The following is a 26,131-nucleotide window of genomic DNA, read 5'->3' on the forward strand; positions in this document are numbered from 1 at the left end:
CAGCCCTGTGGACTACTTCTTCTCGACCGCGTGGCCGCCGAACTGGTTCCGCAGCGCCGCGATCATCTTCATCTGGGGCGAGTCCTCCTGTCGGGAGGCGAACCGCGCGAACAGCGACGCGGTGATCGCCGGCAGCGGCACCGCGTTGTCGATCGCGGCCTCCACAGTCCAGCGTCCCTCGCCGGAGTCCTGGGCATAACCCCGGAGCTCGTCCAGGTGCTCGTCCTCGTCAAGCGCGTTGACCGCGAGGTCCAGCAGCCAGGAGCGGATGACCGTGCCCTCCTGCCAGGAGCGGAAGACCTCCCGGACGTCGGTCACGGAGTCGACCTTCTCCAGCAGCTCCCAGCCCTCGGCGTAAGCCTGCATCATCGCGTACTCGATGCCGTTGTGGACCATCTTCGCGAAGTGGCCCGCGCCGACCTTGCCTGCGTGCACCGAGCCGAAGTCACCCTCCGGCTTGAGGGCGTCGAAGACCGGCTGCACCTTGGCGACGTTCTCCTTGTCGCCGCCGTACATCAGCGCGTAGCCGTTCTCCAGGCCCCAGACGCCGCCCGAGACACCGCAGTCGACGAAACCGATGCCCTTGGCCGCAAGCTCCTCCGCGTGCTTCTCGTCGTCGGTCCAGCGGGAGTTGCCGCCGTCCACGACGACGTCACCGGGCTCCAGCAGTTCGGCGAGCTCGTCGATGGTGGACTGCGTGGGCCCGCCCGCCGGGACCATCACCCAGATCACGCGCGGACCGCTGAGCTTGCCCACAAGCTCCTGCAGACTGTGGACATCGGCGAGGTCCGGGTTGCGGTCGTATCCGAGAACGGTGTGACCTGCGCGGCGGATCCGCTCGCGCATGTTGCCGCCCATCTTGCCGAGGCCGACGAGACCGAGCTCCATCAGTTGTGTTCCTTAGGTTCTGCGACGTGGCGTGGCGGCACGTGCGTACCGCGAGGCACTTTCGTACCCGCGTCCGAGCCTAAACCCGGACGCTCGCGCACATCTGTGGGCATACGCGCTCAGTCGTAGGCCCTCACCTGCGGGTTGTCCCACAGGCCGGGCTGACTTCTCCACTGGCCTGTGGACAACTGTCGGCGGCTCAGCCGCTGAGGCGCACCGGCATGATCAGGTACTTGTAGGCCTCGTCCGCCTCGGCGTCCAGCGCCGGCTTGCCACTGAGCAGGGCGGGCTTGGTGGAGGTCGTGAACGACAACTGAGCCACCGGGGAGTCGATGGCGCTCAGGCCGTCCAGCAGGAACGTCGGGTTGAACGCGATCGAGACGTCGTCGCCCTCCAGCTGGGCGTCAACCCTTTCCACAGCCTGTGCGTCGTCGCTGGAACCGGCCTCCAGGATGAGCACGCCCTGCTCGAAGCTGAGCCGCACCGGGGTGTTGCGCTCGGCGACCAGGGCCACGCGCTTGACGGCCTCCACGAAGGGGGCGGTCTCGATCACGGCGACGCTGTTGAACTCCGTCGGGAACAGCGAGCGGTACTTCGGGAGGTCGCCCTCCAGCAGGCGGGTCGTCGTACGGCGGCCGGCGCCCTCGAAGCCGATCAGGCCTTCGCCCGAGCCCCCGCCGGACAGCGCCAGGATCACCTGGTCACCGCTGGTCAGGGCCTTCGCGGTGTCCAGGAGCGTCTTGGCGGGCACCAGGGCGACCGCGGAGGCCTCCGGGTTCTCCGGCTTCCACAGGAACTCGCGGACCGCGAAGCGGTAGCGGTCGGTGGACGCCAGCGTGACGGTGTCGCCCTCGATCTCGATGCGCACACCGGTGAGGACGGGCAGCGTGTCGTCACGGCCGGCCGCGATGGCCACCTGGGAGGCGGCGGAGGCGAAGACCTCGCCGGGGACCGTGCCCGTCGCGTTCGGCATCTGCGGCAGGGCCGGGTACTCCTCCACAGGCAGGGTGTGGAGTGTGAACCGGGACGAGCCGCAGACCACCGTCGCCCGTACACCGTCTGTGGAGATCTCCACCGGCCGGTTGGGGAGCGCGCGGCAGATGTCCGCGAGCAGTCGGCCGGAGACCAGGACCGTGCCCTCCTCGTCGACCTCGGCCTCCACGGACACCCGCGCGGAGACCTCGTAGTCGAAGCTGGACAGGCTCAGCTGGCCTTCCTCGGCCTTCAGCAGCAGGCCGGCGAGGACAGGCGCCGGCGGACGGGCCGGGAGGCTGCGTGCCGCCCAGGCCACTGCCTCCGCGAGTACGTCGCGTTCCACCCGGATCTTCACTGTTGCCGCCTCCTGCTGTTGCCGGCGCTTCTCGCTCTGCCTGGCCCTCGTCGTCTGTCTCGGTGTCGACGGTCCCTGTGAGGGGGAGGACACCGGGGACCAGTCTGACGCACCGCACTGACAGTAGGTGCCTATCGGGGTCAAGTCGTGACGAGGGGCAGTCGGGCGCCGAAGAGCGAGTTGTGCACAGGGCCCACTTCGAAACGGATTCCCAGCTCTCTCTAGTCGGGAGTAGTAGTAGGGCCTGTGGATACCGTGGATAACCTCGTTTGCCCAGCTCAGGGCGGAAATTTTGTCCACCGGTCCTGTGGGTGGAGGCGGTGGACAACCGGGCGTATCTGTGGAGAACAGAAAGTTCTGCACACGCCGTGCACAGGGTGAGGCGAGTTCTCCCCAGCGCCGTCCCCAGCTTTACCCACCTTTCCCACAGCCCAACCCGGCACCTTCGTGTGACGCCTTTCACTCGACCCGGTGAGGAGGCGCGTCGCGTTGCCGAACAGTGGACAGGCATGTGGAGAAGCTGCCGATCGCTGGGGACAACATCGCCCAGCCTGTGGGTGGCCGGTGGACAACTCGGTGCACAGCCTGTGGATCATTCCGTCGTCCACAGTCTGTGGAGATCCTTCGTCCACGAATCCACAAGTACCTGAGCTGGTCTGATGGTCATTCGACAGCCGCGCCTGTGGACACGATCTGGACAACTCCCCAGTCCCCAGGGTGTGGACGGCAGAAAGTCCCCGAATCTGTGGAGGGAGGCCGTAACCCGGCGATTAATCGAACAGCGGGTTGCGGCTCGGTGCGCGAGCGGGAGCCGGTGGGGAACGAGAAGGGCGCCCCCGGATCCCTCCGAGGGCGCCCTCAGCGGCGTACCGCCGTCGCTGTCAGCCGTTCTTGATGCGGTTGGTCAGCTCCGTGACCTGGTTGTAGATGGAGCGGCGCTCGGCCATCAGGTTGCGGATCTTGCGGTCCGCGTGCATGACCGTGGTGTGGTCGCGGCCGCCGAACAGCGCGCCGATCTTCGGCAGCGACAGGTCCGTCAGCTCACGGCACAGGTACATGGCGATCTGCCGGGCGGTGACCAGGGCGCGGCCCCGCGAGGTGCCGCACAGGTCCTCGACGGTCAGCCCGAAGTAATCCGCCGTCGCGCCCATGATGGCCGTCGAGGTGATCTCGGGCGCCGAGTCGTCGCCGCCGGGGATGAGGTCCTTCAGGACGATCTCGGTCAGGCCCAGATCCACCGGCTGCCGGTTGAGCGAGGCGAACGCCGTGACCCGGATCAGCGCGCCCTCCAGCTCACGGATGTTCCGCGAGATCCGGGAGGCGATGAACTCGAGCACCTCCGGCGGCGCGTTCAGCTGCTCCTGCACCGCCTTCTTGCGCAGGATCGCGATCCGCGTCTCCAGCTCGGGCGGCTGGACGTCCGTGATCAGGCCCCACTCGAAACGGTTCCGCAGCCGGTCCTCCAGCGTCACCAGCTGCTTCGGCGGCCGGTCGGAGGACAGCACGATCTGCTTGTTGGCGTTGTGGAGCGTGTTGAAGGTGTGGAAGAACTCCTCCTGCGTCGACTCCTTGTCCGCCAGGAACTGGATGTCGTCGACGAGCAGGATGTCCATCTCGCGGTACCGCTTGCGGAAGCTGTCGCCCTTGCCGTCGCGGATGGAGTTGATGAACTCGTTGGTGAACTCCTCCGAGCTCACGTACCGCACCCGCGTGCCCGGGTAGAGGCTGCGCGCGTAGTGCCCGATCGCGTGCAGCAGGTGCGTCTTGCCCAGACCGGACTCCCCGTAGATGAACAAGGGGTTGTAGGCCTTCGCCGGCGCCTCGGCCACAGCGACCGCGGCCGCGTGCGCGAAGCGGTTGGAGGCGCCGATCACGAACGTGTCGAAGAGGTACTTCGGGTTCAGACGCGCGGTGGGCTCACCCGGGCCGGTCGCCGGCGCGGGCTGCGCGGCCAGCGGGCCGGGAGCACCGGTCGTCGGCAGGTTCGGGCCGACCGGGCCGCCCCGGTGGACGTGCCCAGAACCGGCCGGCGGCTCGGGCAGTTCCCGGCGCACCGGGTCGCGCTGGTCGTAGTCGGGGCGTGGCGCGTCGTAGTCGGAGCGCTGCTGATCGTAGGAGGGGCGCTCCACGGGCTGCGGGCGGTAGTCCTGCGAGGGGGAGCCGTAGCCGCCCTGGGAGCCGGAGCCGTAGGAATCCTGCGGGTTGTACGAGTCCTGGGAGCCGTACGAGTCCTGCCCCGGTGACGCGTACGGGTCACGCTCGGGAAAGCCGAGGCGCTGCTGCTGCCAGCCGTACTCGTCCTGCTGCTGCGGCCGTGGCCAGGCGCCGGGCTCGGGGCGCTGGTACTCGGACGGGTATGCGGGACGGGCCGTCGGGAGCTGATCTGCGCGCGTAGGCGGATGCTGGTCGCCGGCCGGTCCGGGCAGTTGATCGGCACGGTGGCGGCCGTACCCCTCGTACCCGTCGCGGTCCTGGCGCTCCTGGCGCTCCTGGCGCTCGTGGCGCTCGTGGCGGTCCTGGCGGTCCTGGCGGTCATAGGCGTCGCGCTCGGGTCGGCCGTCGCGGTCCGGTCGGTCGTATCCGTCACGCTCTGGGCGGTCATAGCCGTCGCGGTCCTGGCGCGCGGCCGGAAGCTCGGGCTCCTCGTAGCGCTGCTGGGGTCGGGCCGGGGGCGCCGGCGTGGCGAGGGGCTCGCCCGCGGAGTCATCGACGGTGATCGCGATCCGGATCGGGCGGCCGCACTCACGGCTCAGCGACTCGCTGACGATCGGCGCCAGCCGGCCCTCGAGTACGCCTTTCGCGAACTCGTTCGGTACGGCGAGCAGCGCGGTGTCGGCGACGAGCGCGAGCGGCTGGCAGCGCCGGATCCAGTGCTCGTCCTTCCCTTCGACCCCTTGGCCGCGGCCCTCCCCGAGGAGTTGCTCCAATACGCGTGGCCACACTGCGGCAAGATCGGCAGGTACGTCAGCCACAGGGCACGCTCTCTCACAGGTCCCACGAACGTGTGGTTCTGGGACGGCTCGGGATGTAAATCGGGTGGGGCAGGGATAAGGGAACGAATCGGAGTTCCGTCACGGTAGTCAGGGCGGCCGGTACGGTTCAAGTTGTTGTCCCCAGCCTGTGGACAAGTGTCTCCCGGCGACTCCTGGTTTGACCGGATGGCGTAGCCGCGCGTACCGTAACCAGGTCGAGTTGTCGATGGCTGCTGCCGCCTGCCTCCGATGGGCACAGATCATTTGGGTGATCGGTCAGCGGTGCACACGGGCGTAACTGCGAGCTACTCGTGGGCGCACGGTGACAGCCAGGACGGCACCCCGCAACCACCGATTCTTTCTGGAGCCCCCGAGTGAGCAAGCGCACCTTCCAGCCGAACAACCGTCGTCGCGCGAAGACCCACGGCTTCCGCCTGCGGATGCGTACCCGTGCCGGTCGCGCGATTCTCGCGAACCGCCGCAGCAAGGGTCGCGCCAGCCTGTCCGCCTGATCTCGATCAGGTCATGACGTCGTGCTGCCTACCGAGCATCGGCTGAGGCGGCGCGAGGACTTCGCGACCGCGGTACGACGAGGGCGCCGGGCCGGACGCCCGCTCCTCGTCGTACATCTACGTAGCGGTTCCACGGACCCGCATGCGCCTGGGGAGAGCGCTCCCCCGACGCGTGCGGGTTTCGTCGTGAGCAAAGCAGTGGGTGGCGCGGTCGTGCGCAACAAGGTGAAGCGCAGGCTTCGCCATCTGATGCGCGAGCGAGTCGCCCAGCTGCCCCCCGGTAGCCTGGTAGTCGTACGAGCGCTGCCCGGATCGGGCGACGCCGACCATGCACAGCTGGCCCGAGACCTGGATGCCGCTCTCCAGCGGTTGCTGGGAGGGGGCGCGCGATGAAGTACCCGCTACTGGCTCTGATCAAGCTCTACCAGTGGACGATCAGTCCGCTGCTCGGGCCGGTCTGCAAGTACTACCCGTCGTGCTCCCACTACGGCTACACGGCCATCGACCGGCACGGTGCCATCAAGGGAACGGCACTCACGGCATGGCGCATCCTGCGGTGCAATCCGTGGTCGCTGGGCGGTGTGGACCATGTGCCGCCGCGCAAGCGCCCGCGGTGGCACGAAATGCCGCGGAACGCGTGGCGTGCACGCAAGGGCGGGCCCTCCGCCGCCGGACCGGCCACCGAGGGACAGACTTCTCCCACAAGTCCGTCGAGTCCTTCGAGCCAGGCCGCAGAGACACCGTCCCATGCCCAAGGAGCATGATTAGTGGACACGATTGCCAGCCTCTTCAGCTTTATCACCACACCCGTCTCCTGGGTCATCGTCCAGTTCCACTCGGTGTACGGCGCCCTCTTCGGCCCCGACACCGGCTGGGCCTGGGGCCTGTCGATCGTGTCCCTGGTGATCCTGATCCGTATCTGCCTGATCCCGCTCTTCGTGAAGCAGATCAAGGCGACCCGGGCGATGCAGACGCTGCAGCCCGAGATGAAGAAGATCCAGGAGCGCTACAAGAACGACAAGCAGCGTCAGTCCGAAGAGATGATGAAGCTGTACAAGGAGACGGGTACCAACCCGCTGTCCTCGTGCCTTCCCATCCTGGCGCAGTCCCCGTTCTTCTTCGCTCTGTACCACGTGCTGAACAGCATCGCGTCGAACGACACCATCGGCGTGATCAACACCAGCCTTCTGGAGAGTGCCCAGAAGGCGCACATCGTCGGTGCGCCGCTGGCGGTGAAGTTCACCGACAGCGCGTCGAAGGTGGAAGCACTCGGTGCTTCCCTCACCGATGTCCGCGTGGTCACCGCCATCATGATCATCCTGATGTCGGCGTCGCAGTTCTTCACCCAGCGCCAGCTGATGACGAAGAACATCGACACCACGGTGAAGACGCCGTTCATGCAGCAGCAGAAGATGCTGATGTACGTCTTCCCCGTCATGTTCGCCGTCTTCGGCATCAACTTCCCCGTCGGTGTCCTCGTCTACTGGCTGACCACCAACGTGTGGACCATGGGCCAGCAGATGTACGTCATCCGCAACAACCCGACCCCGGGTTCCAAGGCCCAGGCCTCGTACCTGGAGCGCCTGCACAAGTACGTCGCGCAGCACCACAAGGTCAGCAAGCGACGCGACCGGGCCATCGTCAAGGCCATCGTCGCCAAGGGCCGTGACCGCAACGAGTTCGAGCGCAAGTTCATCAACGGCCTGACCAAGGCCGGCCTCGCCGCCCAGGCCGACGGCACCGTGATCAAGAGCGACACCGCGGCCGCAGCCGAGGCCGAGGACGGTACGCCGATCACCACCGCCGGTGCCCCGAAGCGCCAGCAGCCCAAGCGGCAGAGCAAGTCGCAGCGTCAGCACGGCGGCGCCAAGGCGGCCGGTGAGGACGAGCCGAAGACGTCGCTGACCAAGTCCGACGAGCCCGAGGACGCCAAGCCCTCCGCCGCTGCCAAGAAGGGCGGCGCGAAGCCCGCCGGCGGTACCCGCAGCAAGGCCCAGTCCGGACAGCGCAAGGGTCCGCAGCGGCCCAAGTCCCCGTCCAAGAAGTAAGAAGGAGTCCATCCCGTGACGGAAGGCACCACCTCCGCCGCTGCCGAGGGGGCAGACACCCTGACTCGCCTGGAGCAGGAAGGCGAGATCGCGGCGGACTACCTGGAGGGTCTGCTTGATATCGCCGATCTCGACGGCGATATCGACATGGACGTCGAGGCCGACCGAGCATCCGTCTCGATCATCAGCGACACGGGCGGCCGCGACCTGCAGAAGCTGGTCGGCCGTGACGGCGAGGTGCTGGAGGCGCTCCAGGAGCTCACCCGTCTGGCCGTGCACCGGGAGACCGGTGACCGCAGCCGTCTGATGCTCGACATCGCGGGATATCGGGCACAGAAGCGTTCGGAGCTGTCCGAGCTGGGCGCCAAGGCCGCCGCGGAGGCCAAGAGCAGCGGCGAGGCCGTCAAGCTGCAGCCGATGACGCCCTTCGAGCGCAAGGTCGTGCACGACGCGGTCAAGGCCGCGGGCCTGCGCAGCGAGTCCGAGGGCGAGGAGCCGCAGCGCTTCGTCGTCGTGCTGCCCGCCTGATCGGCCTCTACGTTCCCCGGCCCCGTCTGTTGCGCAGACGGGGCCGAACTTTGTCAGCCTGATAGTTCTGGTGGTTCTGGTGTCGGCGCCGGGTGCGCTGACGCGGTACGGAAGGACGGTCCCCCGTGACGGAGGCAGCGGAGCTTCCCCCCGCGCCCGAGCAGGCACGCGAGGTGTTCGGTGATCGCTTCGCGGATGCGGTGCGGTATGCCGAGCTGCTCGCTGAGGCGGGCGTGAAGCGCGGTCTCATCGGCCCGCGTGAAGTACCTCGCCTCTGGGAGCGGCACCTGCTGAACTGCGCGGTGCTCTCGGAGGTCGTGCCCGACAGTGTGACGGTGTGCGATGTCGGCTCGGGCGCCGGACTCCCCGGCATTCCGCTGGCGCTGGTCCGCACCGACCTGAAGATCACGCTCCTGGAGCCGCTGCTGCGGCGCACCAATTTCCTCACCGAGGTCGTGGAGCTGCTCGGCCTCGATCATGTGACCGTCGTGCGCGGCCGGGCCGAAGAGGTCATGGGAAAGATCCAACCCGTTCACGTGGTGACGGCCCGAGCCGTCGCGCCGCTCGACCGGCTCGCCACCTGGGGCATCCCGCTGCTGCGGCCGTACGGCGAGATGCTCGCGCTCAAGGGTGATACCGCCGAGGAGGAACTGAAGAGCGCGTCGGCAGCACTCAGCAAGCTGGGCGCGGTGGAGACATCCATCCTGCATGTGGGTGAGGGTGTGGTGGACCCGACGTCCACTGTCGTACGGGTCGAGGTCGGGGAGAGCCCCGGCGGTGTGCGCTTCGCCGCGAAGCGCGCCAAGGCGGCTCGCACGGGCCGGACGCGCCGGCGACGCTGAGCTGGTGCGTCCGGCCCGTGCTGATCCGTCCTGACGACGAGACTTACTCCACACAAGCTGCCAAACCTATGCATCCCGGAGTGTCGCGACAGTCTGGCCTCGGCTGCTGTGCATCGTGTTTCACGTGAAACGTCGCTCACTGCTGCACGGCATCATCAGTCGTGGCCGCGCTGCGGCCGAACCCCGCGACCGAAAGCCTCTTGGTTCACTTGATGAGGGACCTGAGGTATCCACAGAGGTGGATTTCTCCACAGAACGCCAGGCCTCACTGGTTCACGACCCCGAAGACATGGGAGGCTCTGTTCATTGCGAGCCTGAAGTCGAGGAGAGTGAATCCTTGCGGTCCGACGCCAACATCGCGGGACCGATGACCGATCCGGTCCCCGGTCCCCGTACCGAGTCGATGGGGGCGGATGTTTCACGTGAAACACCGCCTCCGATGGACGACACTCCCATCGGTCGTGCTGCCCAACTGGCGGTGGAGGCTCTGGGTCGTGCCGGTGAGGGCCTGCCACGGCCCGAGCAGACCCGAATCATGGTGGTCGCCAATCAGAAGGGTGGTGTGGGCAAGACGACGACGACCGTCAACCTTGCCGCATCGCTGGCGCTGCACGGTGGCCGTGTCCTGGTGGTCGACCTCGACCCACAGGGCAATGCGTCCACCGCGCTGGGCATCGACCATCACGCTGAAGTCCCGTCCATCTACGACGTGTTGGTGGATAGCAGGCCGCTCTCCGAGGTCGTCCAGCCGGTCCCCGACGTCGAGGGCCTTTTCTGCGCCCCCGCCACGATCGATCTCGCCGGTGCGGAGATCGAGCTGGTGTCCCTGGTGGCACGGGAGAGCAGGCTGCAGCGCGCGATCCAGGCGTATGAACAGCCCTTGGACTACATCCTCATCGACTGCCCACCCTCGCTGGGGCTCCTGACCGTCAATGCGCTCGTGGCGGGCCAGGAGGTCCTGATCCCCATCCAGTGCGAGTACTACGCGCTGGAAGGTCTCGGGCAGCTGCTGCGCAACGTCGACCTGGTACGGGGGCACCTCAACCCCGCCCTGCATGTGTCGACCATCCTCCTCACCATGTACGACGGCCGGACCCGCCTCGCGTCCCAGGTCGCGGAAGAGGTGCGCACCCACTTCGGTGACGAGGTACTGCGGACGAGCATCCCTCGCTCCGTCCGTATCTCGGAGGCGCCGAGTTATGGGCAGACGGTACTGACCTACGATCCTGGATCGAGTGGTGCCCTCTCCTATCTTGAGGCGGCACGAGAGATCGCGCTGAAGGGTGTCGGCATCAGCTATGACGCGACGCACGCCCATATCGGCGTACAGCAAAACGACCCGAGCATGGTGGAGGGCATCCAGTGAGCGAGCGACGAAGGGGGCTGGGCCGCGGCCTCGGCGCACTGATCCCTGCCGCGCCGACGGAGAAGTCGGTGGCTCAGGCTGCGGCGGGGAACGCCGCTTCCGCATCCCCCGCGGCAGTGCCTGCGCTGTCGAACGATCGTGGGGTGGCTGCGGCGAAGCTAGCGACTTTGCCGACTGTTTCACGTGAAACAGAGGAACCGGCGCAGCCGACTGCTCCCGCCCTGCCGGCGGCGCCCATCGGTGCGCACTTCGCCGAGATCCCCCTTGACTCCATCACGCCGAACCCGCGCCAACCGCGTGAGGTGTTCGACGAGGACGCGCTGTCCGAGCTCATCACCTCTATCAAGGAAGTGGGACTCCTCCAGCCGGTCGTCGTACGGCAGGTGGGTCCCACCCGCTATGAGCTCATCATGGGTGAGCGCCGCTGGCGGGCCTGCCGTGAGGCAGGGCTGGAGGCGATCCCGGCGATCGTGCGGGCCACCGAGGACGAGAAGCTCCTCCTGGACGCTCTGCTGGAGAACCTGCACCGCGCCCAGCTGAACCCGCTGGAAGAGGCAGCCGCCTACGACCAGTTGCTGAGGGACTTCAACTGCACGCATGACCAGCTGGCGGACCGCATCGGCCGATCCCGCCCGCAGGTATCCAACACACTGCGCCTGCTGAAGCTCTCGCCGGCCGTGCAGCGCCGGGTCGCCGCCGGGGTGCTCTCCGCCGGCCACGCGCGGGCCCTGCTCTCCGTCGAGGATTCGGAGGAGCAGGACCGGCTGGCCCATCGCATCGTGGCCGAAGGCCTCTCGGTACGAGCCGTCGAAGAGATCGTGACCCTGATGGGGTCGCGTCCCCAGAGTGCTCAGAAGCCCAAGGGCCCGCGTGCCGGTGCCCGGGTCTCTCCCGCGCTGTCCGAACTCGCCACGCGCCTCTCCGACCGCTTCGAGACGCGCGTGAAGGTCGACCTGGGGCAGAAGAAGGGCAAGATCACCGTCGAGTTCGCCTCGATGGAGGATCTTGAGCGGATCCTCAGTTCATTCGCTCCCGGCGAGGGACCGGTCCTTCAGAAGAGTCTCTTGGAGGGCGACTCCGAGCAGAGCGAGTCCTGAGCCTCCGGCAAGGAGCCTCTGCTGTGCAGGAGACAGAGCGGGTTGTGTCCGGTGTGTACCGGAACGTGGCCCGCTCTTTCCTTTCTGGCGGTATCGATGGAATCGCATCGTGGATACGATGCGTTCGGGTACGGCGCAACCACTCGGCAGCACCTCTGAGAGGGAGGCAGGGGCCATGCGAACCATGAGCCGCACCGGACTGGTGAGCGCCGGTTTGGGGCTGGGAGCGGTCGGTGGCTTCATCGGCGGTCTTCTCAGGGAACGGAGCGCTCTGACAGCCGCCCGCGACGCGGCGGCGGGCGAAGGAAGCGAGGATCAGCCTTCATGGGCCGCCGGCTCGTACCGCTCACGCTGGACAACCTCCAGGATCTACCCAAGCGTTGTCGCTCGTGTGTCTTCTGGGAACTCGACCCAGTCAGCGGTGAGGCCGCGGTAAAGGCGGGCACTTCGGCTCCGGAGAAAGAAGCCTGGATCTCAGCGGTTCTGCTGGACTGGGGATCTTGCGGGCGAGTCGTGTATGTCGACGACGTGCCGGTGGGCTATGTGCTCTACGCCCCACCTGCGTATGTCCCCCGCTCCACGGCGTTTCCCACGAGTCCTGTCTCGCCGGATGCCGTGCAACTGATCACCGCGTTCATCGTGCCGGGCTACCAGGGGCAGGGATTGGGCCGGGTGATGGTTCAGACGGTCGCCAAGGATCTGCTGCGGCGTGGGTTCAAGGCGATCGAGGCCTTCGGAGACGCGCGCTGGAAGGAACCTGCCTGTGTGCTGCCCGCCGACCATCTTCTGGCGGTCGGCTTCAAGACGGTCCGCCAGCACCCCACCCAGCCCCGGTTGAGGCTGGAACTCAGGTCGACGCTCTCCTGGAAGGAAGACGTCGAGATGGCGCTGGACCGGCTTCTGGGAGCTGTGCAGAAGGAGCCGGCGCTGCGACCGCTCTAGAGCAGTCAAGCGAATGGGCCAGCCCTTCCGGGTTGGCCCATTCGTGTTTCACGTGAAACATGCACCGTCGGTGCGATGGTTCAGCCGATTCACTCGGCGATGAACTCCTCGAGGTCGCGAACGATCGCGGCCTTCGGCTTCGCGCCCACGATGGTCTTGGCGACCTCGCCACCCTGGTAGACGTTCAGGGTCGGGATGGACATGACGCCGTACTTGGCGGCCGTACCCGGGTTCTCGTCGATGTTCAGCTTGACGATCTCGATCTTGTCGCCGTACTCGGAGGCGATCGCCTCGAGGGACGGCGCGATCTGGCGGCACGGACCGCACCAGGCGGCCCAGAAGTCCACCAGGACAGGCTTGTCGCTCTTGAGGACATCCTGCTCGAAGGAGTCGTCAGTCACATTCTTCAGGGTGCCGGCCACGGCGGGCTCCTTAACTGGTTGGTGCGCGGGGGGAGGGTAGGGAGGGGGTCAGACAGCGGTCTTCTCGGGCTCGGGCTGCTCCTCGTCCGCCAGGGCGGCGAGGTAGCGCTCGGCGTCGAGAGCAGCGGAGCAGCCGGTCCCGGCCGCGGTGATCGCCTGACGGTAGGTGTGGTCGACCACGTCGCCGGCACCGAAGACACCCGTCAGGTTCGTGCGCGTCGACGGCGCCTCCACCTTCAGGTAGCCCTCCTCATCCAGCTCGAGCTGGCCCTTGAAGAGCTCGGTGCGCGGGTCGTGGCCGATGGCGATGAACAGGCCGGTCACCGGCAGGTCCGACAGCTCACCGGTCTTGAGGTTGCGCAGCTTCAGACCCGAGAGCTTCGGGTCGCCCTGGATCTCGGCGACCTCGCTGTCCCACACGAAGGAGATCTTCGGGTCGGCAAAAGCGCGCTCCTGCATGGCCTTGGAGGCACGCAGGGTGCCACGGCGGTGGACGACGGTCACGGACTTGGCGAACCGCGAGAGGAAAGTGGCCTCCTCCATCGCGGTGTCGCCACCACCGATCACGGCGATGTCCTGGTCCTTGAAGAAGAACCCGTCACAGGTGGCGCACCATGACACGCCACGGCCGGACAGGGCATCCTCATTCGGCAGACCGAGCTTGCGGTGCTGCGATCCGGTGGTGACGATGACGGCCTTGGCCCGGTGGACGGTGCCGGCCGTGTCCGTGACGGTCTTGATCTCACCGCTCAGGTCGACGGCCACGATGTCGTCCGGGACAAGCTCTGCCCCGAAGCGCTCCGCCTGGGCGCGCATGTTGTCCATGAGGTCCGGACCCATGATGCCGTCCCGAAAGCCCGGGAAGTTCTCGACGTCGGTGGTGTTCATGAGCGCACCACCTGCGGTGACGGCGCCCTCGAACACCAGCGGCTTCAGCGACGCGCGCGCGGTGTAGAGCGCCGCCGTGTAGCCGGCGGGCCCGGAGCCGATGATGATCACGTTACGGACGTCGCTCACGGCTTGATTCCTCGTCTCTGGACTGCGTCGTTCGACCGGGGTGGGAGCTGCTCGGAGCTCTCACCCCACCCAACGGATCCTAAGGGGCGCGCATTCCCGCTGTGTCCGGGCACACGGAGATGCGGCGCCACACGGTGGTCCGACGGGATAAGAACGAAGCGGTTGCTCAGGCGGACGGATACGTGCGCTTCAAGAGCACCTCGCCGGCGCCAGTGGGCGACGCTTGATCCACACAGGTCGCGTCGACGATGTAGGCGGTGACCCGAGTGGCGTCGGAAGCGTCGGGAAGCAGTACGAGCATGGCCTTCTTCCCTTGGTAGGTGCCGTTCTCGGTGCCCAGGGCCGCGTCGTCGCGTCCGATGCCGTCGCGGACGCAGCCGGGCACCACGACGTCCTTGAAGACCTTGGGCTGGTTGGTGCCAGGGGCCGTCGCTGCGCCGAAGGGGGTGCGGGAGCCACCGCCCTTGGTCTTGTTCTCGGACAGGAGGTCGGTGACCTGCTTCTGCAGCTTCCCCTCGGCGAAGGTGTCCGCGGCGGTGGTCTGCCGTCCGCCCGCCGTGTCATGGGGTGGCTTGTTGTCGCCGAGCGACGACAGCAGGACGGAGCCGAGCCCCAGGGTGGCCACCGTGAAGACGGCCCCCAGGACGGCGATCCTGCGGCGTCCGCTGCGCGTGCGGCCCTTGCGGCCCGGACCGGTGGTGGAGGAACGGGGACGGCCGGCAGGCCGGTCGACGGGTGTCGATGTTTCACGTGAAACACGCGTGCCGCCGTCGTCCTCGGACGTGGATCGGAGAGCGTTCACCGGCTCGGGACGCTCCGCGGACTCCGGGCCTGTGGCGTTCAGCAGGGCCTCGGCGGCGAGTGCGGCATCGATGCGGCCCGCCACATCTGCGGGCATGCGCGGCGGACCCGGCAGCGTGCCGAGCAGCCCGCGGATCTCCTCCAGAGAGGCGTAGACGTCCGCGCAGAGCTCGCACTCGTCCAGGTGGCCGCGCAGGTCGGTGGTCCGGGCTGGAGGGAGGAGTCCTTCGGCGAGGTCGGAGATCTCCGCGACATCCGGGTGCCCGGCCATGTCTGTCGTCGACGTCACGCTCGTCCACCTCCGCCCTTCACTGCAGCTGAGTCGCTCGGTCCTGCGTCCGGGGATCCCGCTCGGCGTGGCCCCACTGCGGGTGGGACGGCTGGCCTCTGTGTCCGGTTCCGTTCTCCGCCCGGGTTCTTGCCCTCGCCGCTGCCGTCCTGTCGTAGATGGGTGAGCAGCGGCAAGAGTCTGGCTCTTCCGCGCGCGCATCTGCTCTTCACCGTGCCGGTGGGCACGTCGAGAATGCGGGCCGCCTCCGCGACCGGGTAACCCTGCATGTCCACCAGGACCAGCGCGGCACGCTGATCGGCCGGCAGGGTTCCCAGGGCTTCGATGAGCTGCCGGTGGAGATCGTTGCGCTCGGCAGGAGCCGAGGCCGACTCGTGCGGCTCCAGCAGCTGCTCCAAGCGCTCGGTGTCCTCGACCGGCGAGGTCTTCCGGGAGGCCGCCTTGCGGGCGCGGTCCAGGCAGGCGTTCACCGTGATCCTGTGCAGCCACGTCGTGACGGCCGACTGGCCCCGGAAGGTGTGGGCGGCCCGGTAGGCGGAGACGAGGGCGTCCTGCACGGCGTCAGCGGCCTCCTCGCGGTCGCCGAGCGTCCGCAGGGCGACGGCCCAGAGCCGGTCGCGATGCCGCCGCACGATCTCACCGAAGGTGTCGGGGTCGCCTTCGACGTGACGGGCGAGCAGATCCTGATCGCTCACTCCGTCATATCCGGTGCCGTCTGCCATCGGCCTCCTTCCTCGAGGCAGATGCCGTCAGCTGGTCACCTTGATGTCCGCCACCCTGCCGCGCCACTTGCCTTCGTCCGGCTGCAACGGCAGCTTCGTCAGCCATACCAGGAGGTACCGGCTCTTGAGCGACTTGCCGGGCTTGAGCTGGACGGTCGTCCCCGAACCTTCGGCCACCGTGGAGTAGGCGTCGAGGGACGTCGGCTCCGAGCCCGCCTTCGCGCTCGCGCTGCGGAGCTCGACTGAGGTGTCCCCCTCGAACGTGACGGTCACCTTCCCGACGTTCTGGGTCTTACCGAGGTCGAGGATGATCCCGACGCCCGACTTCAGACGGCCGAAGTCCGTGCTCAGGTAGAAGTCCGTCTGCCAATAGGTGGCCGTGCTGTTGTCGTAGACCTTCCCTATGTCTGACGGCTTCTCTGTTTGATCCCCGAGAGGATCGAAGTCGCGGGCACCGCTGATGGCGATGGGCTTGCCGGATGCAGGCTTCTTCGGGCTCTTGTCGTTCCCGTCGTTCGTCTGCGTCTGGCCCGGGTCGTCGTTCTTGCCGCCCTGGTCCATCAGCGCGTCCGCCAGTTGCCAGCTGCCGAGGCCCAGCGCGGCGATCAGGAGCGCGGAGACGGCCCACTTCAGGGCCTTGCCCGTGCGGCTCTGGAGCGGGGGCGGCGGGGTCGGGACCGGCTGGGTGACGCCGGGGCGCGGGGACTGACGGCCGTACGTGCCCTGCTGGTACGTCGTGCGCTGGTACTCGGGCGGGGCGGTGAAGGCCGGCTCCGGCGGGCGGATGCGGGGCATCTCGCCGATCGCCTTCACCAGTTCCTCCGGCGTGGTGCACGGCGACTCGTGCCGGGAGGCGGTGGCACCGTCGTTGGCGAGCGCGCGCATGGAGAGCTCGGACAGGCCGCGGTGCACGCCGGCCCGCACCTGGTCGGGCGCGATCAGGCCGATGTCCTTCGGCAGGCCCGACAGACCGTAGGCGTCGCTCTCGTACGGCCAGCGCTGCGTGAGCGCCGCGTACAGCAGGGCGCCGATGGCCTCGGTGTCGGTGCGCTGCGGGGTGTCGGACGCGACGCCGCGCAGGGCGGCGTTCACGGCGAGGCCGCGGATGCGCCACTGACCGGTCGAGGCGCGCAGCACGGCGTTGGGGTTCAGCCGCAGATGGGCGAGTCCCTCACGGTGGGCTGCGGCCATGGCGGAGGAGACCTGACTGACCATCTGGTAGGCGTCGTAGGGCTCCAGGGGCCCGGAGGCGAGGAGCGTGGTCAGTTCCGTCGCGTCGGGAAGCCACTCGTGGACGACGTAGACGACGTCGTTCTCCTCCACCGCGTCCAGCACCTGGACGAAGCGCGGGTCACCCAGGAGGGCGGAGGAACGGGCGGCCGCCAGCACGGAACGGGCCCGCGAGTGGTCGGCGGGCAGGATGTGCACGCCGACGGCACGGCGGAGCTTCTCGTCCACGGCCCGCCAACTGCTGAAACCGTCCAGACGGGTCACGCACTCCTCGAGACGGTAGCGTCTGGCGAGCTTGTGACCACTGTGCAGCTCGGGCGGCGAGGTCGTTCCGGCACCGTCGGTCAGGGTGCTCTCCTGTACCTCGTCGCTGTCCGTGTTCCGCTCCCGGTTCTTGGCCACCCCGTCGGCCGTGGACTGGTCCGCCTGCGCGGTCAGCGACGTCTCGTCGCTGTTGTCTGCCACGTCGACGGCAGCCGTACTCCGTTCCGCCACCGTCGTTCCTGCCTCCCCATCCATTGCGCGCCGGCCGCATCCAGTGCGCGCCGTCCGAAGCCGAAACCAATTGTGCCCACAGTCCGCCGCTATGCACGACACGCGGTGGCTGACGATGGTTGTGCGCCTACCCCCCGACTCAGCGTCCCAGGCGTCCGCGGACCATGCCGACCAGCGAGTTGAGTTCCTCGATGCGCATGCGACGGGCGGCGACGAAGAAGACCCCGAGCAGCACGGCACCGCCTGCCAGGACCGCGGCGAGCGAGCCCGCGGGGCCCTGGCCGAGCGAGTGCCCGACGCCATAGCAGGTCGCGCCGCTGAGCAGGGCGGCCGGGACCGACGCGATGCACAGCCGGGCGTAAGTCCGCAGGACGCGGGCGCCGTCGAGGTCGCCGCCGAGCCGCTTGCGCAGTCGGCGCCAGGCGACGCCGACGCCGATCGCGTAGGCCAGGCCGTACGAGGCGGCCATGCCGACCACGGCCCAGCGGGACGGGATGACGAAGTAGCAGATCGCCGAGGCGCCCGCGTTGACGGCGGCCACGATGACTGTGTTGTAGAAGGGGGTTCGGGTGTCCTCGTAGGCGTAGAAGGCACGCAGGACCACGTACTGCACCGAGTACGGGATCAGACCGAGACCGAACGCCATCAGCATGAAGCCCATGTTGGTGGCCTCGCTGGTGCCGGAGGAACCGAACATCAGCGTGCACATCGGGATGCCGAGGGAGAGGAACCCGAACGCGATCGGCACGATCGCGACCGCCGTGGTGCGCAGGCCCTGGGAGATGTCGTCGCGGACGGCGCCCCCGTCGCCCTCGGCCGCCGAGCGCGACAGGCGCGGCAGCAGGGCGGCCATGAGGGAGACCGTGATGATGGCCTGCGGCAGGCCCCAGATCAGCTGTGCGTTGGCGTAGGCGGCGAAGCCGGTGCCGTCGACCGGTGAGGCCTTGCCCGCCGCGGTGGACAGCTGGATGACGATCATGGCGCCGGCCTGGTTGGCGAGGACGAACAGGACCGTCCACTTGGCCAGCGTGACGGCCTTGCCGAGGCCCTGGCCCTTCCAGTCGAAACGCAGCCGCAGCCGGAAGCCGGTCTCGCGCAGGTAGGGAATCATCGCGAGCGCCTGGACCACGAGTCCGAGCAGGACGCCGATGCCCAGCAGCTGCTGGCCTTCCGGCGGGATGTTCGTGGTCTTCATCCCGGAGTCGGCCGCGGTGCCGTAGACGTAGATGAACATGCCCAGCGTCACGATGATGACGATGTTGTTCAGGACCGGGGTCCACATCATCGCGCCGAACTTGCCGCGGGCGTTGAGGATCTGGCCCATCACCACGTGGATGCCCATGAAGAAGATCGTGGGCAGGAAGTACTGGGCGAAGGTCACGGCGACCTGGTTCGCGGCCGGGTCGCTGGCCACCGGGTCGGACAGCACACGGATCAGGAGCGGCGCGCCGATGACCGAGAGCGCGGTGAGCGCGCCGAGCGTCACGATGACGAGGGTGAGGAGGCGGTTGGCGTACGCTTCGCCGCCGTCGTCGTCCTCCTTCATGGCGCGCACGAGCTGCGGCACGAAGACCGAGTTGAGGCCGCCACCGACGGTGAGGATGTAGATCATCGTCGGCAGCTGGTAGGCGACCTGGAAGGTGTCACCGAGGAGGCCGACGCCCAGCGCCGACACGATCAGCGCGGAGCGGATGAAGCCGGTGAGGCGGGAGACCATCGTGCCCGCCGCCATCACGGCGCTGGACTTCATCAGGCCCGCGGCGCGGCCGCTCTTCTTCGGGGCGGACGAGGCGGCGGGCTCCGGTGCCGGCGTCTCGTCCACGAGGGGCGGTGCCGCCGCGTACTGTCCCGGCTCCGCGTACTGTCCCGGCTCCGCGTACTGCCCCTGCGGTGCGTACGGGCCCATCTGACCCGGAGCTGGGGAAGGGCCGGGCACCGACGGTGACTCGTACGACGGGTGACCGCTGCTCTGCTGCTGGTCCCGGAAGAGGTGCGCGAACGCGTCCGGCTCCTGGCGCGGCTCGCCCGCCCCGGAGACGAGGTCGTCCACGCCCACGAACTGGGTGGTGCGGGGATCGTCGCCGTACGGCAGATGCCGCGTCGGCCCCTCCGGCTCGGGCGCGGGCGTCTGCGCCCACACCTGTGGGTCGGGCGCGTACGGGGACTGCGGCGGCTGGCCGTACAGCTGCTGCTGCGGCTCATACGTGCCCGGAGCGGGCGGCGGGTGCGCGGCGCGATCGTACAGTGCCTCGCCGACCGGGTCCTGGGCGGAGAGGTCCTGCGCCCGGTAGGGGTCCTGGCCGTATGCGTCCTGGAGGTAGATGTCCGCGGGCGGCTGCGGCGGCACCTGGCCGTGCTCGGGCGGTGCACCCTCGGGCCCGCCCGCATCGGGGTAGCCCGAGCTGCCCGCGGCACGACCGCGGTCACCGTCGTACGGCGCGTTCATGGTTACCCCACCTCATCGTCCCGGGCCGACCGGCCACGATTTCTCAACGGTCCACTCTCTCACCCGTGCCGGACGGGTCGGCGCTTTCCGCTGCGGTGTCCGGGGACGGGTCACTCGGCTGCTCGGGGCCGTCTGCCCCTGAGCCTGCGTCGGACTCCTCCTTGAGACGTACGCCGGAGGCCTCCGGGTTCTGCGGAGTGTCGATCTGGCTCTGCGGGCCGTCGATCTCGCCGTCCGCCTCGGCGATGTCGTCCTCGGAGGCCTCACGGGCGGCTGCGCGCTTGCGCTGGGTGTACATCCGGAAGCCCGCGAGGACCAGGAGCAGGACGCCACCGCCGATGACCAGCATCACCGTGGGCGTGACCTCGGTGACCTTCACGTCGAAGGTGACCGGGGCGCCGTACTTCTGGCCGTCCTCCGTGTACAGCTGGGCGACGACTTCCGCCCGGCCGTTGGCGTTGGCCGACGTGGTGAACTTCACCGACTGGGCGTGGCCGCCGTTGACGGTGACGGGCTGCTCCTCGTAGGCGTCTCCGCCGATCTTGAGTCGTGTGGGGTTTTTCGACGTGAGCCGTAGCTCCAGGTGTTCGACGCCCTGGACCAGGTTGTTCTGCACGGTGACGGGAATCGTGGCGCTGCGGCCGGAGAGCTTGGTCTCCGACTTCTGGATCAGCTTGACCCCGTCGATGAGCCCATTGAGGTACGACTCGATGCCGTCGCGGTATCCCACCGCCGCGATGCCCCGGCCACGCCACGATGTGGACATCTCGCGGTTCATGGCCCGCCCGAAGGGGGTCACCACCCGGGACTGGCGGGTGAGGATCACCCTGAACTTGTCGAGCTTGCCCTGGGTCCTGGCGATCTGCTCGAAGGCGGCCCGCGGCAGCTCCTGCTTGCGCAGCGAGGAGGGGTACGCCGAGGCCGACGGCACCTTCGTGTTGGCAGCGGGGTCCGGCTTGGCCTTGGCGGCGGCCGTGAGGTCCTGCGACTCGGACCAGTTCCCGTCCTGGAGGGTCGCCAGGGCCTCTGCCATGGCCTGCGCCTGGCTCACGGACGGCATGCGCTGGGGGGCGACGACGACGCTGCGCTGCTTGCTCGTCTGCAGGCCGAGCGTCAGGCTCTGGGCCAGGAAACGCTGCACGGCGAGGGTGGAGGAGGAGGCCTTGGTCAGGTCGCCATGGAACGCCGTGGACATCCGCGAGTCCGCGACGACCGCCGTGGTGCCGGCGCCGATGGGACGGGCCGCGGAGGGCGTGTACGACAGGTCGTCCTGGAGGCTGTCGCTTCGGGTGATCACCTTGTCGGCGCCCGCGGAGGTGGCGACCTTCACGATCGACGGGTCGACGGCGCCGTCCACCGGCCAGACGAAGTCCGTGGACGGTTTCACGTGGAGGATCGTGTCCACCGTCTCTTCGGCGGCGTCGGTGGCCTCCTTGAGGTGGCTCAGCGAGCCGGTGACGCTTGTGCCGTTGTGGGCGAGGGAGGCCAGGTCCGGGTCGCCGAACGGCAGCGCGGCGACCTCTTCGCCCGTGACCGCCTGCTGGAGCTCCGCCAGCCAGTGCTTGGCGATCTCCTGGTTCTTGCCGGGGGTGGTGGAGCCGTCCGCACTGCGGACCTGATAGCTCCCCGTCATCGCGTCGACGGACGCCAGCAGGTCCGGATCGACCACCCACGTGACGTCGAGGCCCTTGCCCAGCGACACCATCTGGTCGAGGCGACCGCCGGGGGCGATCTCTTCGGCGAGCTCGTCGTCGCGGAAGACCGGCGTCTGCTGTTCGTTCGACCCTGTTTCGGCCGCCATGTGGGCGCTGGAGACGAGCGGCCACAGGAACGTGGTCTTCGTCTTGGTGCCGGCCTCCGCCGGCTGCCACGGCAGGAACGTGCGCTGGATGCCGAGAACCTGGTCCCAGGGCTGCGCCGCGGTCTTCCCGGAGAGCGCGACGGCCAGCTGGTAGACGCCGTCACTGCCGAGATCCAGCTTGTCGGCCGGCACGGAGATGCTGAAGGGCTCGGCGACGCCGGGGGTGAGCGCGGAGAACTTCTCGGTGTACTTGCCGCCGACCTTTTCGCCGGAGGGCCCTTGGAGGTCGTCGCTCTTCTTGGCGAGGGTGTCGATCGCCGAGCGGGTTTCGAGAGGCGGCCCCACCTGTAGGTCGACGTGGGCGCCGGTGACGGTCTGCTTGCCGTTGTTGGTCACCGTGCCCGACACGGTCACCGTGTCCCCCTCCGAGGGGGCGCTGGGGCTGAGCGAGTCGACGGCGACCGAGACCGGGCCCGCGCTGGAGGCAGCCTGGAGGGACTCCTGTCCGGCCGCACCCGCCGGCGTCGCGGCGGGCAGCTGGAGGAGTCCGGCCAGCAGTGGCGCGCCGGCGAGCAGTGCCCCGGTGCGCCGCAGCAAGCGGCGGGCAGGTGAGGCACTGGCCCCCTGGAAGTCTGCCGCCTCGGCCACGCGCTCGTCCGTCCCTCGTCGTCGTCAGTGGTCGTCGGAATGTGCGTCCACGCATGGTAACGATGCGCGCTGAGGGGAAGTGCCGCGGTCCGCTCCACAAGATCGCGGGCCGACACCGTGCTGTCCGGTATATCCCTCTATGGAGGAAAGCGCTTCTTTACGGCTCATGAGCTGGGCTTGTGGACGTATACCGGACGTGTCTCCATGGTTCTGCATGCGGAAGAGGAGGAGGTCGCGGCGGCCCGGGCCACGTACCCTCTTCTGTTGTGCCGAACGCCAACGAAGAAACGTCCAGTGCCCTGAGCCAGGTGCAGCACCGCGCGGTGAGTGAGCTGCTGCGGGTCGCTCCTGTCGCCGATGATCTCGCCCACCGCTTCCAGGAGGCCGGGTTCTCACTCGCCCTTGTCGGCGGCTCGGTACGGGACGCGCTGCTGGGCCGGCTCGGCAACGACCTGGACTTCACCACCGATGCCCGCCCCGAGGACGTCCTCAAGATCGTGCGCCCGTGGGCGGACGCCGTCTGGGAGGTCGGGATCGCGTTCGGCACGGTCGGTGCCCACAAGGGCGGCTACCAGATCGAGGTGACCACCTACCGCTCGGAGGCCTACGACCGCACCTCGCGCAAGCCCGAGGTGTCGTACGGCGACTCCATCGAGGAGGATCTCGTCCGCCGTGACTTCACGGTGAACGCGATGGCGGTGGCGCTGCCGGAGAAGGAGTTCGTGGATCCGCACGGCGGGCTCGAGGACCTCGCGGCGCGTGTGCTGCGCACCCCCGGCACCCCGGAGGAGTCGTTCTCGGACGACCCGCTGCGGATGCTGAGGGCCGCGCGCTTCGCGGCCCAGCTCGACTTCGAGGTCGCCCCCGAGGTCATCACGGCGATGACGGAGATGGCCGGGCGCATCGAGATCGTCTCGGCCGAGCGGGTGCGGGACGAACTGAACAAGCTGATCCTGTCCCAGCAGCCGCGCAAGGGCCTGACGCTGCTCGTCGAGACGGGTCTCGCCGAACGCGTGGTGCCCGAGCTGCCGGCTCTGCGTCTGGAGCGTGACGAGCACCACCGTCACAAGGACGTCTACGACCACACCCTCATTGTCTTGGAACAGGCGATGGCGCTGGAGGAGGACGGTCCCGACCTCACCCTCCGCCTGGCCGCCCTGCTGCACGACATCGGCAAGCCGCGCACGCGCCGCTTCGAGAAGGACGGCCGGGTCTCGTTCCACCATCACGAGGTGGTCGGGGCAAAGATGACCAAGAAGCGCATGACGGCTCTGAAGTACTCCAACGAGCTGGTGAAGGACGTCTCCCGTCTGGTCGAGCTTCACCTGCGCTTCCACGGCTACGGCACCGGCGAATGGACGGACTCGGCGGTCCGTCGCTACGTCCGTGATGCCGGCCCGCTCCTCGACCGTCTCCACAAGCTGACCCGCTCGGACTGCACCACGCGCAACAAGCGCAAGGCGGTGGCTCTGTCGCGTGCGTACGACGGGCTGGAGGAGCGGATCGCCAAGCTGCAGGAGCAGGAGGAGCTGGACTCGATCCGTCCCGACCTGGACGGCAACCAGATCATGGAGATCCTCGGCGTCGGTCCCGGCCCGGTCATCGGCCGCGCGTACCAGCACATGCTGGAGCTGCGTCTGGAGAACGGGCCGATGGAGCAGGACGCCGCCGTGGCCGCGCTCAAGGAGTGGTGGGCCGGGCAGGAGAGCTGAGGCTATGAAACGGGGTCATGTTTCACGTGAAACATGACCCCGTTTGGAGACAGGCGGCCTGCTGGAGGCAGACCGAGGGGCGGTGTTTCACGTGAAACACCGCCCCTCGTCGTCTGTGCCTACTTCTTGTAGTCCTTCAGGCAGAGCAGGAAGTCCTTGCCGTCACCGCTCTCGGTGTACGTGTACTGGAAGTCCTTGGCCTCGGCCTCGCACTTGCTGGAAGCCAGCGTCTCCGTGAGGTACGCGCCCTCGATCTTGGCCAGCACCTTGAACTGGGCCTTCGCGTCGTCGCACTTCACGACCTCGAGGTCCGGGTTGTTGTCGCTGCTGCTGCCGCGGTGCATGCAGTCACCGACATCCGCCGTGTTGGCGTCGTCCCGGCTGGTTATGTAGCCGCCGATGGCAATGCTCGCCACTGCGATGACAATGGCGATGTTCTTGATCGTCTTGAAGCTGAGCTTGCGGCCGGTCGGCTGCGGCGGGACCGGAGCGTACGGAGCCGCGCCCTGGGGCGGGAAGCCGGGCTGCCCGGGCTGCTGCGGGTACCCGCCCTGGGGCGGGAACGGAGCCTGAGGTGCAGCCGCGGGCTGACCCTGTGCGAATGGGTTGCCCTGGGGCGGCGGAGTAGTCACTTGGGGGTCCCCCTAAAGCATGGTGAGTGACGCGAACATGTCGCGAGATAAGACCCACGTAAGGTAGCGCTCCCCACTGACAACTCAGTAGCCGGACGTGGCTCTGTGTCATTGATGTGACACTTACTGGCGGCCAAAACGGTTCATAGTCACAGCTACTGCCGCGTAGATAACGGCGATCGTGATCACCAGTGGCACGGATCGGCCGTCCGGTGGCAGCATCAAGGCGGCGACGACGGCCGCGACGACGAAGGAAACGTTGAAGAGGACGTCGTAAACCGAGAAGATCCGGCCACGGAATCCGTCCTCGACGGAGGACTGGACGATGGTGTCCGTGGCGATCTTCGCGCCCTGAGTGGTCAGCCCCAGGACGAAGGCCGCGGCCAGCAGCGGGGCGGTGGCGAACGGCAGCCCGAGAGCGGGTTCCAGCAGCGCCGCGGCACCCGCGCAGGCGACGATCCAGCGGTCCGGTCCGAACCGCCCCGCGGTCCAGGGCGTCACCACGGCCGCCGCGAAGAACCCGGCGCCGGACACGCCCAACGCCAGTCCCAGCAGGGCGAGTCCGTCGTCCGTGGTCGAGGTGAGGGCGTACCGGCACAGCATCAGCAGCATGACCAGCAGAGCGCCGTAGCAGAACCGCATCAGCGACATCGCCATGAGCGCCCAGGCGGCCCCCCGGCGCTGTGGCGCGGCCAGATGACGTACGCCGGCCACGAGGTCGCGGACAGTGCCCGTGAGGGCCGTCTTGATCCGCCCGCGCGCCAAGGGCCGGTCGGGGCCGAGGAGTTCCCGCGCCATGCTCAGCGAGGCCAGGGCGGCGCACAGATACAGGCCCGCTCCCACGAGCACCACCGCGGCGTCCGAGTCCGCCACCGCCAGACGCACGACGAAGGCGAGGCCACCGCCCGCGGTCGCCGCCAGTGTTCCGGCGGTCGGGGAGAGCGAGTTGGCGATGACCAGGCGTTCGGCGTCGACCACGCGCGGCAGAGCGGCGGACAGGCCTGACAGGACGAAGCGGTTGACCGCGGTGACACACAGAGCCGACACGTAGAAGAGCCAGTCCGGAGCCGGACTGATGATCAGCAGGGCCGTCGCGGAGGCCAGCAGGGCGCGCAACAGGCTGCCGAACAGCAGGACCTGACGGCGCCGCCAGCGGTCCAGCAGGACACCGGCGAAGGGGCCGACGAGCGAGTACGGGAGCAGCAGCACCGCCATCGCGGAGGCGACCGCGGGCGCCGAGGTCTGCTTCTCCGGTGAGAAGACCACGTACGCGGCGAGCGCGACCTGGTAGACGCCGTCGGCACCCTGGGACAGCAGGCGTACGGCGAGCAGGCGCCGGAAGCCCTGGAAGCGCAGCAGGACGCGCAGGTCACGGACGACGGCCATGGGGC

At 68.4% G+C, this 26,131-nt stretch carries 22 protein-coding genes; 10 read left to right on the forward strand and 12 right to left on the reverse strand.

Annotated elements, in window-relative coordinates; translation table 11 throughout:
- Nucleotides 1–12: 12 nt before the first annotated feature.
- From gnd to dnaA, 3 genes are all read right to left on the reverse strand, one after another.
- Complete coding sequence (gene gnd / locus IO24_RS0120760; RefSeq protein WP_031137661.1) at nucleotides 13–888, reverse strand: phosphogluconate dehydrogenase (NAD(+)-dependent, decarboxylating); 876 nt, start codon at nucleotides 886–888, stop codon at nucleotides 13–15.
- 199 nt (nucleotides 889–1,087) lie between these two features.
- Complete coding sequence (dnaN, locus tag IO24_RS0120765) at nucleotides 1,088–2,218, reverse strand: DNA polymerase III subunit beta (RefSeq protein ID WP_031137662.1); 1,131 nt, start codon at nucleotides 2,216–2,218, stop codon at nucleotides 1,088–1,090.
- Nucleotides 2,219–3,099: 881 nt separating this feature from the next.
- Nucleotides 3,100–5,190 (reverse strand): chromosomal replication initiator protein DnaA, encoded by a 2,091-nt coding sequence (gene dnaA / locus IO24_RS0120770; RefSeq protein ID WP_078899073.1) that lies wholly within the window; start codon nucleotides 5,188–5,190, stop codon nucleotides 3,100–3,102.
- 374 nt (nucleotides 5,191–5,564) lie between these two features.
- Here dnaA and rpmH point away from each other — a divergent pair, with 374 nt between their 5' ends.
- The 9 genes from rpmH to IO24_RS0120815 all read left to right on the forward strand — a co-directional run bounded on the left by rpmH (nucleotide 5,565) and on the right by IO24_RS0120815 (nucleotide 12,525).
- Nucleotides 5,565–5,702 (forward strand): 50S ribosomal protein L34, encoded by a 138-nt coding sequence (gene rpmH / locus IO24_RS0120775; protein WP_005482975.1) that lies wholly within the window; start codon nucleotides 5,565–5,567, stop codon nucleotides 5,700–5,702.
- 21 nt (nucleotides 5,703–5,723) lie between these two features.
- Nucleotides 5,724–6,095 carry a ribonuclease P protein component gene (rnpA, locus tag IO24_RS43205; protein WP_078615240.1) on the forward strand — a complete coding sequence of 124 codons (372 nt, stop codon included), beginning with the start codon at nucleotides 5,724–5,726 and terminating at the stop codon, nucleotides 6,093–6,095.
- A complete protein-coding gene (yidD, locus tag IO24_RS43210; protein ID WP_078899071.1) occupies nucleotides 6,092–6,466 on the forward strand; it encodes a membrane protein insertion efficiency factor YidD in 375 nt (124 codons plus the stop codon). The genes rnpA and yidD overlap by 4 nt, the downstream gene beginning before the upstream one ends.
- Nucleotides 6,467–6,469: 3 nt before the next feature.
- On the forward strand, nucleotides 6,470–7,750 hold the full coding sequence (gene yidC / locus IO24_RS0120790; RefSeq protein ID WP_031137665.1) for a membrane protein insertase YidC: 1,281 nt from the start codon (nucleotides 6,470–6,472) through the stop codon (nucleotides 7,748–7,750).
- A gap of 15 nt (nucleotides 7,751–7,765) precedes the next feature.
- Nucleotides 7,766–8,278, forward strand: coding sequence for a Jag family protein (locus IO24_RS0120795; RefSeq protein ID WP_031137666.1), 513 nt, complete (start codon nucleotides 7,766–7,768; stop codon nucleotides 8,276–8,278).
- A 125-nt stretch (nucleotides 8,279–8,403) separates the two neighbouring features.
- Nucleotides 8,404–9,120: a 16S rRNA (guanine(527)-N(7))-methyltransferase RsmG gene (gene rsmG, locus IO24_RS0120800; RefSeq protein WP_031137667.1), complete on the forward strand. Its 717-nt coding sequence runs from the start codon at nucleotides 8,404–8,406 to the stop codon at nucleotides 9,118–9,120.
- Between the two features lie 289 nt (nucleotides 9,121–9,409).
- Nucleotides 9,410–10,486: a ParA family protein gene (locus IO24_RS0120805; RefSeq protein WP_078899128.1), complete on the forward strand. Its 1,077-nt coding sequence runs from the start codon at nucleotides 9,410–9,412 to the stop codon at nucleotides 10,484–10,486.
- Nucleotides 10,483–11,583 carry a ParB/RepB/Spo0J family partition protein gene (locus tag IO24_RS0120810; RefSeq protein WP_031137669.1) on the forward strand — a complete coding sequence of 367 codons (1,101 nt, stop codon included), beginning with the start codon at nucleotides 10,483–10,485 and terminating at the stop codon, nucleotides 11,581–11,583. Before IO24_RS0120805 ends, IO24_RS0120810 begins: the two co-directional genes overlap by 4 nt.
- A 324-nt stretch (nucleotides 11,584–11,907) precedes the next feature.
- Complete coding sequence (locus tag IO24_RS0120815; RefSeq protein WP_031137670.1) at nucleotides 11,908–12,525, forward strand: GNAT family N-acetyltransferase; 618 nt, start codon at nucleotides 11,908–11,910, stop codon at nucleotides 12,523–12,525.
- Between the two features lie 89 nt (nucleotides 12,526–12,614).
- Here IO24_RS0120815 and trxA read toward each other — a convergent pair whose 3' ends face one another.
- The 7 genes from trxA to IO24_RS0120850 form a co-directional block, all read right to left on the reverse strand.
- Entirely contained in the window at nucleotides 12,615–12,947 is a 333-nt protein-coding gene (gene trxA / locus IO24_RS0120820; RefSeq protein WP_030847066.1) for a thioredoxin, read from the reverse strand.
- 48 nt (nucleotides 12,948–12,995) lie between these two features.
- Nucleotides 12,996–13,964 carry a thioredoxin-disulfide reductase gene (trxB, locus tag IO24_RS0120825; protein WP_031137671.1) on the reverse strand — a complete coding sequence of 323 codons (969 nt, stop codon included), beginning with the start codon at nucleotides 13,962–13,964 and terminating at the stop codon, nucleotides 12,996–12,998.
- 166 nt (nucleotides 13,965–14,130) lie between these two features.
- On the reverse strand, nucleotides 14,131–15,054 hold the full coding sequence (locus tag IO24_RS0120830; protein WP_031137672.1) for an anti-sigma factor family protein: 924 nt from the start codon (nucleotides 15,052–15,054) through the stop codon (nucleotides 14,131–14,133).
- Complete coding sequence (gene sigM, locus IO24_RS0120835; protein WP_031137673.1) at nucleotides 15,051–15,776, reverse strand: RNA polymerase sigma factor SigM; 726 nt, start codon at nucleotides 15,774–15,776, stop codon at nucleotides 15,051–15,053. The genes IO24_RS0120830 and sigM overlap by 4 nt, the downstream gene beginning before the upstream one ends.
- A gap of 27 nt (nucleotides 15,777–15,803) precedes the next feature.
- On the reverse strand, nucleotides 15,804–17,501 hold the full coding sequence (locus IO24_RS0120840) for a protein kinase family protein (protein ID WP_031137674.1): 1,698 nt from the start codon (nucleotides 17,499–17,501) through the stop codon (nucleotides 15,804–15,806).
- 139 nt (nucleotides 17,502–17,640) lie between these two features.
- Nucleotides 17,641–19,947, reverse strand: a complete 2,307-nt coding sequence (gene murJ, locus IO24_RS0120845) for a murein biosynthesis integral membrane protein MurJ (protein WP_031137675.1) — start codon at nucleotides 19,945–19,947, stop codon at nucleotides 17,641–17,643.
- Nucleotides 19,948–19,990: 43 nt separating this feature from the next.
- Nucleotides 19,991–22,396: a DUF6049 family protein gene (locus IO24_RS0120850; RefSeq protein WP_031137676.1), complete on the reverse strand. Its 2,406-nt coding sequence runs from the start codon at nucleotides 22,394–22,396 to the stop codon at nucleotides 19,991–19,993.
- A gap of 266 nt (nucleotides 22,397–22,662) precedes the next feature.
- Between IO24_RS0120850 and IO24_RS0120855 the strand changes: the two genes are divergently transcribed.
- A complete protein-coding gene (locus IO24_RS0120855; RefSeq protein ID WP_031137677.1) occupies nucleotides 22,663–24,108 on the forward strand; it encodes a CCA tRNA nucleotidyltransferase in 1,446 nt (481 codons plus the stop codon).
- A 119-nt stretch (nucleotides 24,109–24,227) separates the two neighbouring features.
- On the opposite strand, the gene IO24_RS0120860 is transcribed toward IO24_RS0120855, so the two are convergent.
- A complete protein-coding gene (locus IO24_RS0120860; RefSeq protein ID WP_031137678.1) occupies nucleotides 24,228–24,740 on the reverse strand; it encodes a DUF1720 domain-containing protein in 513 nt (170 codons plus the stop codon).
- A 123-nt stretch (nucleotides 24,741–24,863) separates the two neighbouring features.
- Nucleotides 24,864–26,126, reverse strand: a complete 1,263-nt coding sequence (locus IO24_RS0120865; protein WP_031137679.1) for an MFS transporter — start codon at nucleotides 26,124–26,126, stop codon at nucleotides 24,864–24,866.
- Between the last annotated feature and the right edge of the window lie 5 nt (nucleotides 26,127–26,131).

It is taken from the genome of Streptomyces flavovariabilis (assembly GCF_000725785.1).
Classification (GTDB): domain Bacteria; phylum Actinomycetota; class Actinomycetes; order Streptomycetales; family Streptomycetaceae; genus Streptomyces; species Streptomyces hawaiiensis.

What these genes read in the sequence shown, in the direction of transcription:
- IO24_RS0120815 (WP_031137670.1), top strand. Translation starts at nt 11,908, where the DNA reads ATGGGCCGCCGGCTCGTACCGCTCACGCTGGACAACCTCCAGGATCTA.
- sigM (WP_031137673.1), bottom strand. Translation starts at nt 15,776, where the DNA reads ATGGCAGACGGCACCGGATATGACGGAGTGAGCGATCAGGATCTGCTC.
- IO24_RS0120865 (WP_031137679.1), bottom strand. Translation starts at nt 26,126, where the DNA reads ATGGCCGTCGTCCGTGACCTGCGCGTCCTGCTGCGCTTCCAGGGCTTC.
- IO24_RS0120805 (WP_078899128.1), top strand. Translation starts at nt 9,410, where the DNA reads ATGGGAGGCTCTGTTCATTGCGAGCCTGAAGTCGAGGAGAGTGAATCC.
- yidD (WP_078899071.1), top strand. Translation starts at nt 6,092, where the DNA reads ATGAAGTACCCGCTACTGGCTCTGATCAAGCTCTACCAGTGGACGATC.
- murJ (WP_031137675.1), bottom strand. Translation starts at nt 19,947, where the DNA reads ATGAACGCGCCGTACGACGGTGACCGCGGTCGTGCCGCGGGCAGCTCG.
- gnd (WP_031137661.1), bottom strand. Translation starts at nt 888, where the DNA reads ATGGAGCTCGGTCTCGTCGGCCTCGGCAAGATGGGCGGCAACATGCGC.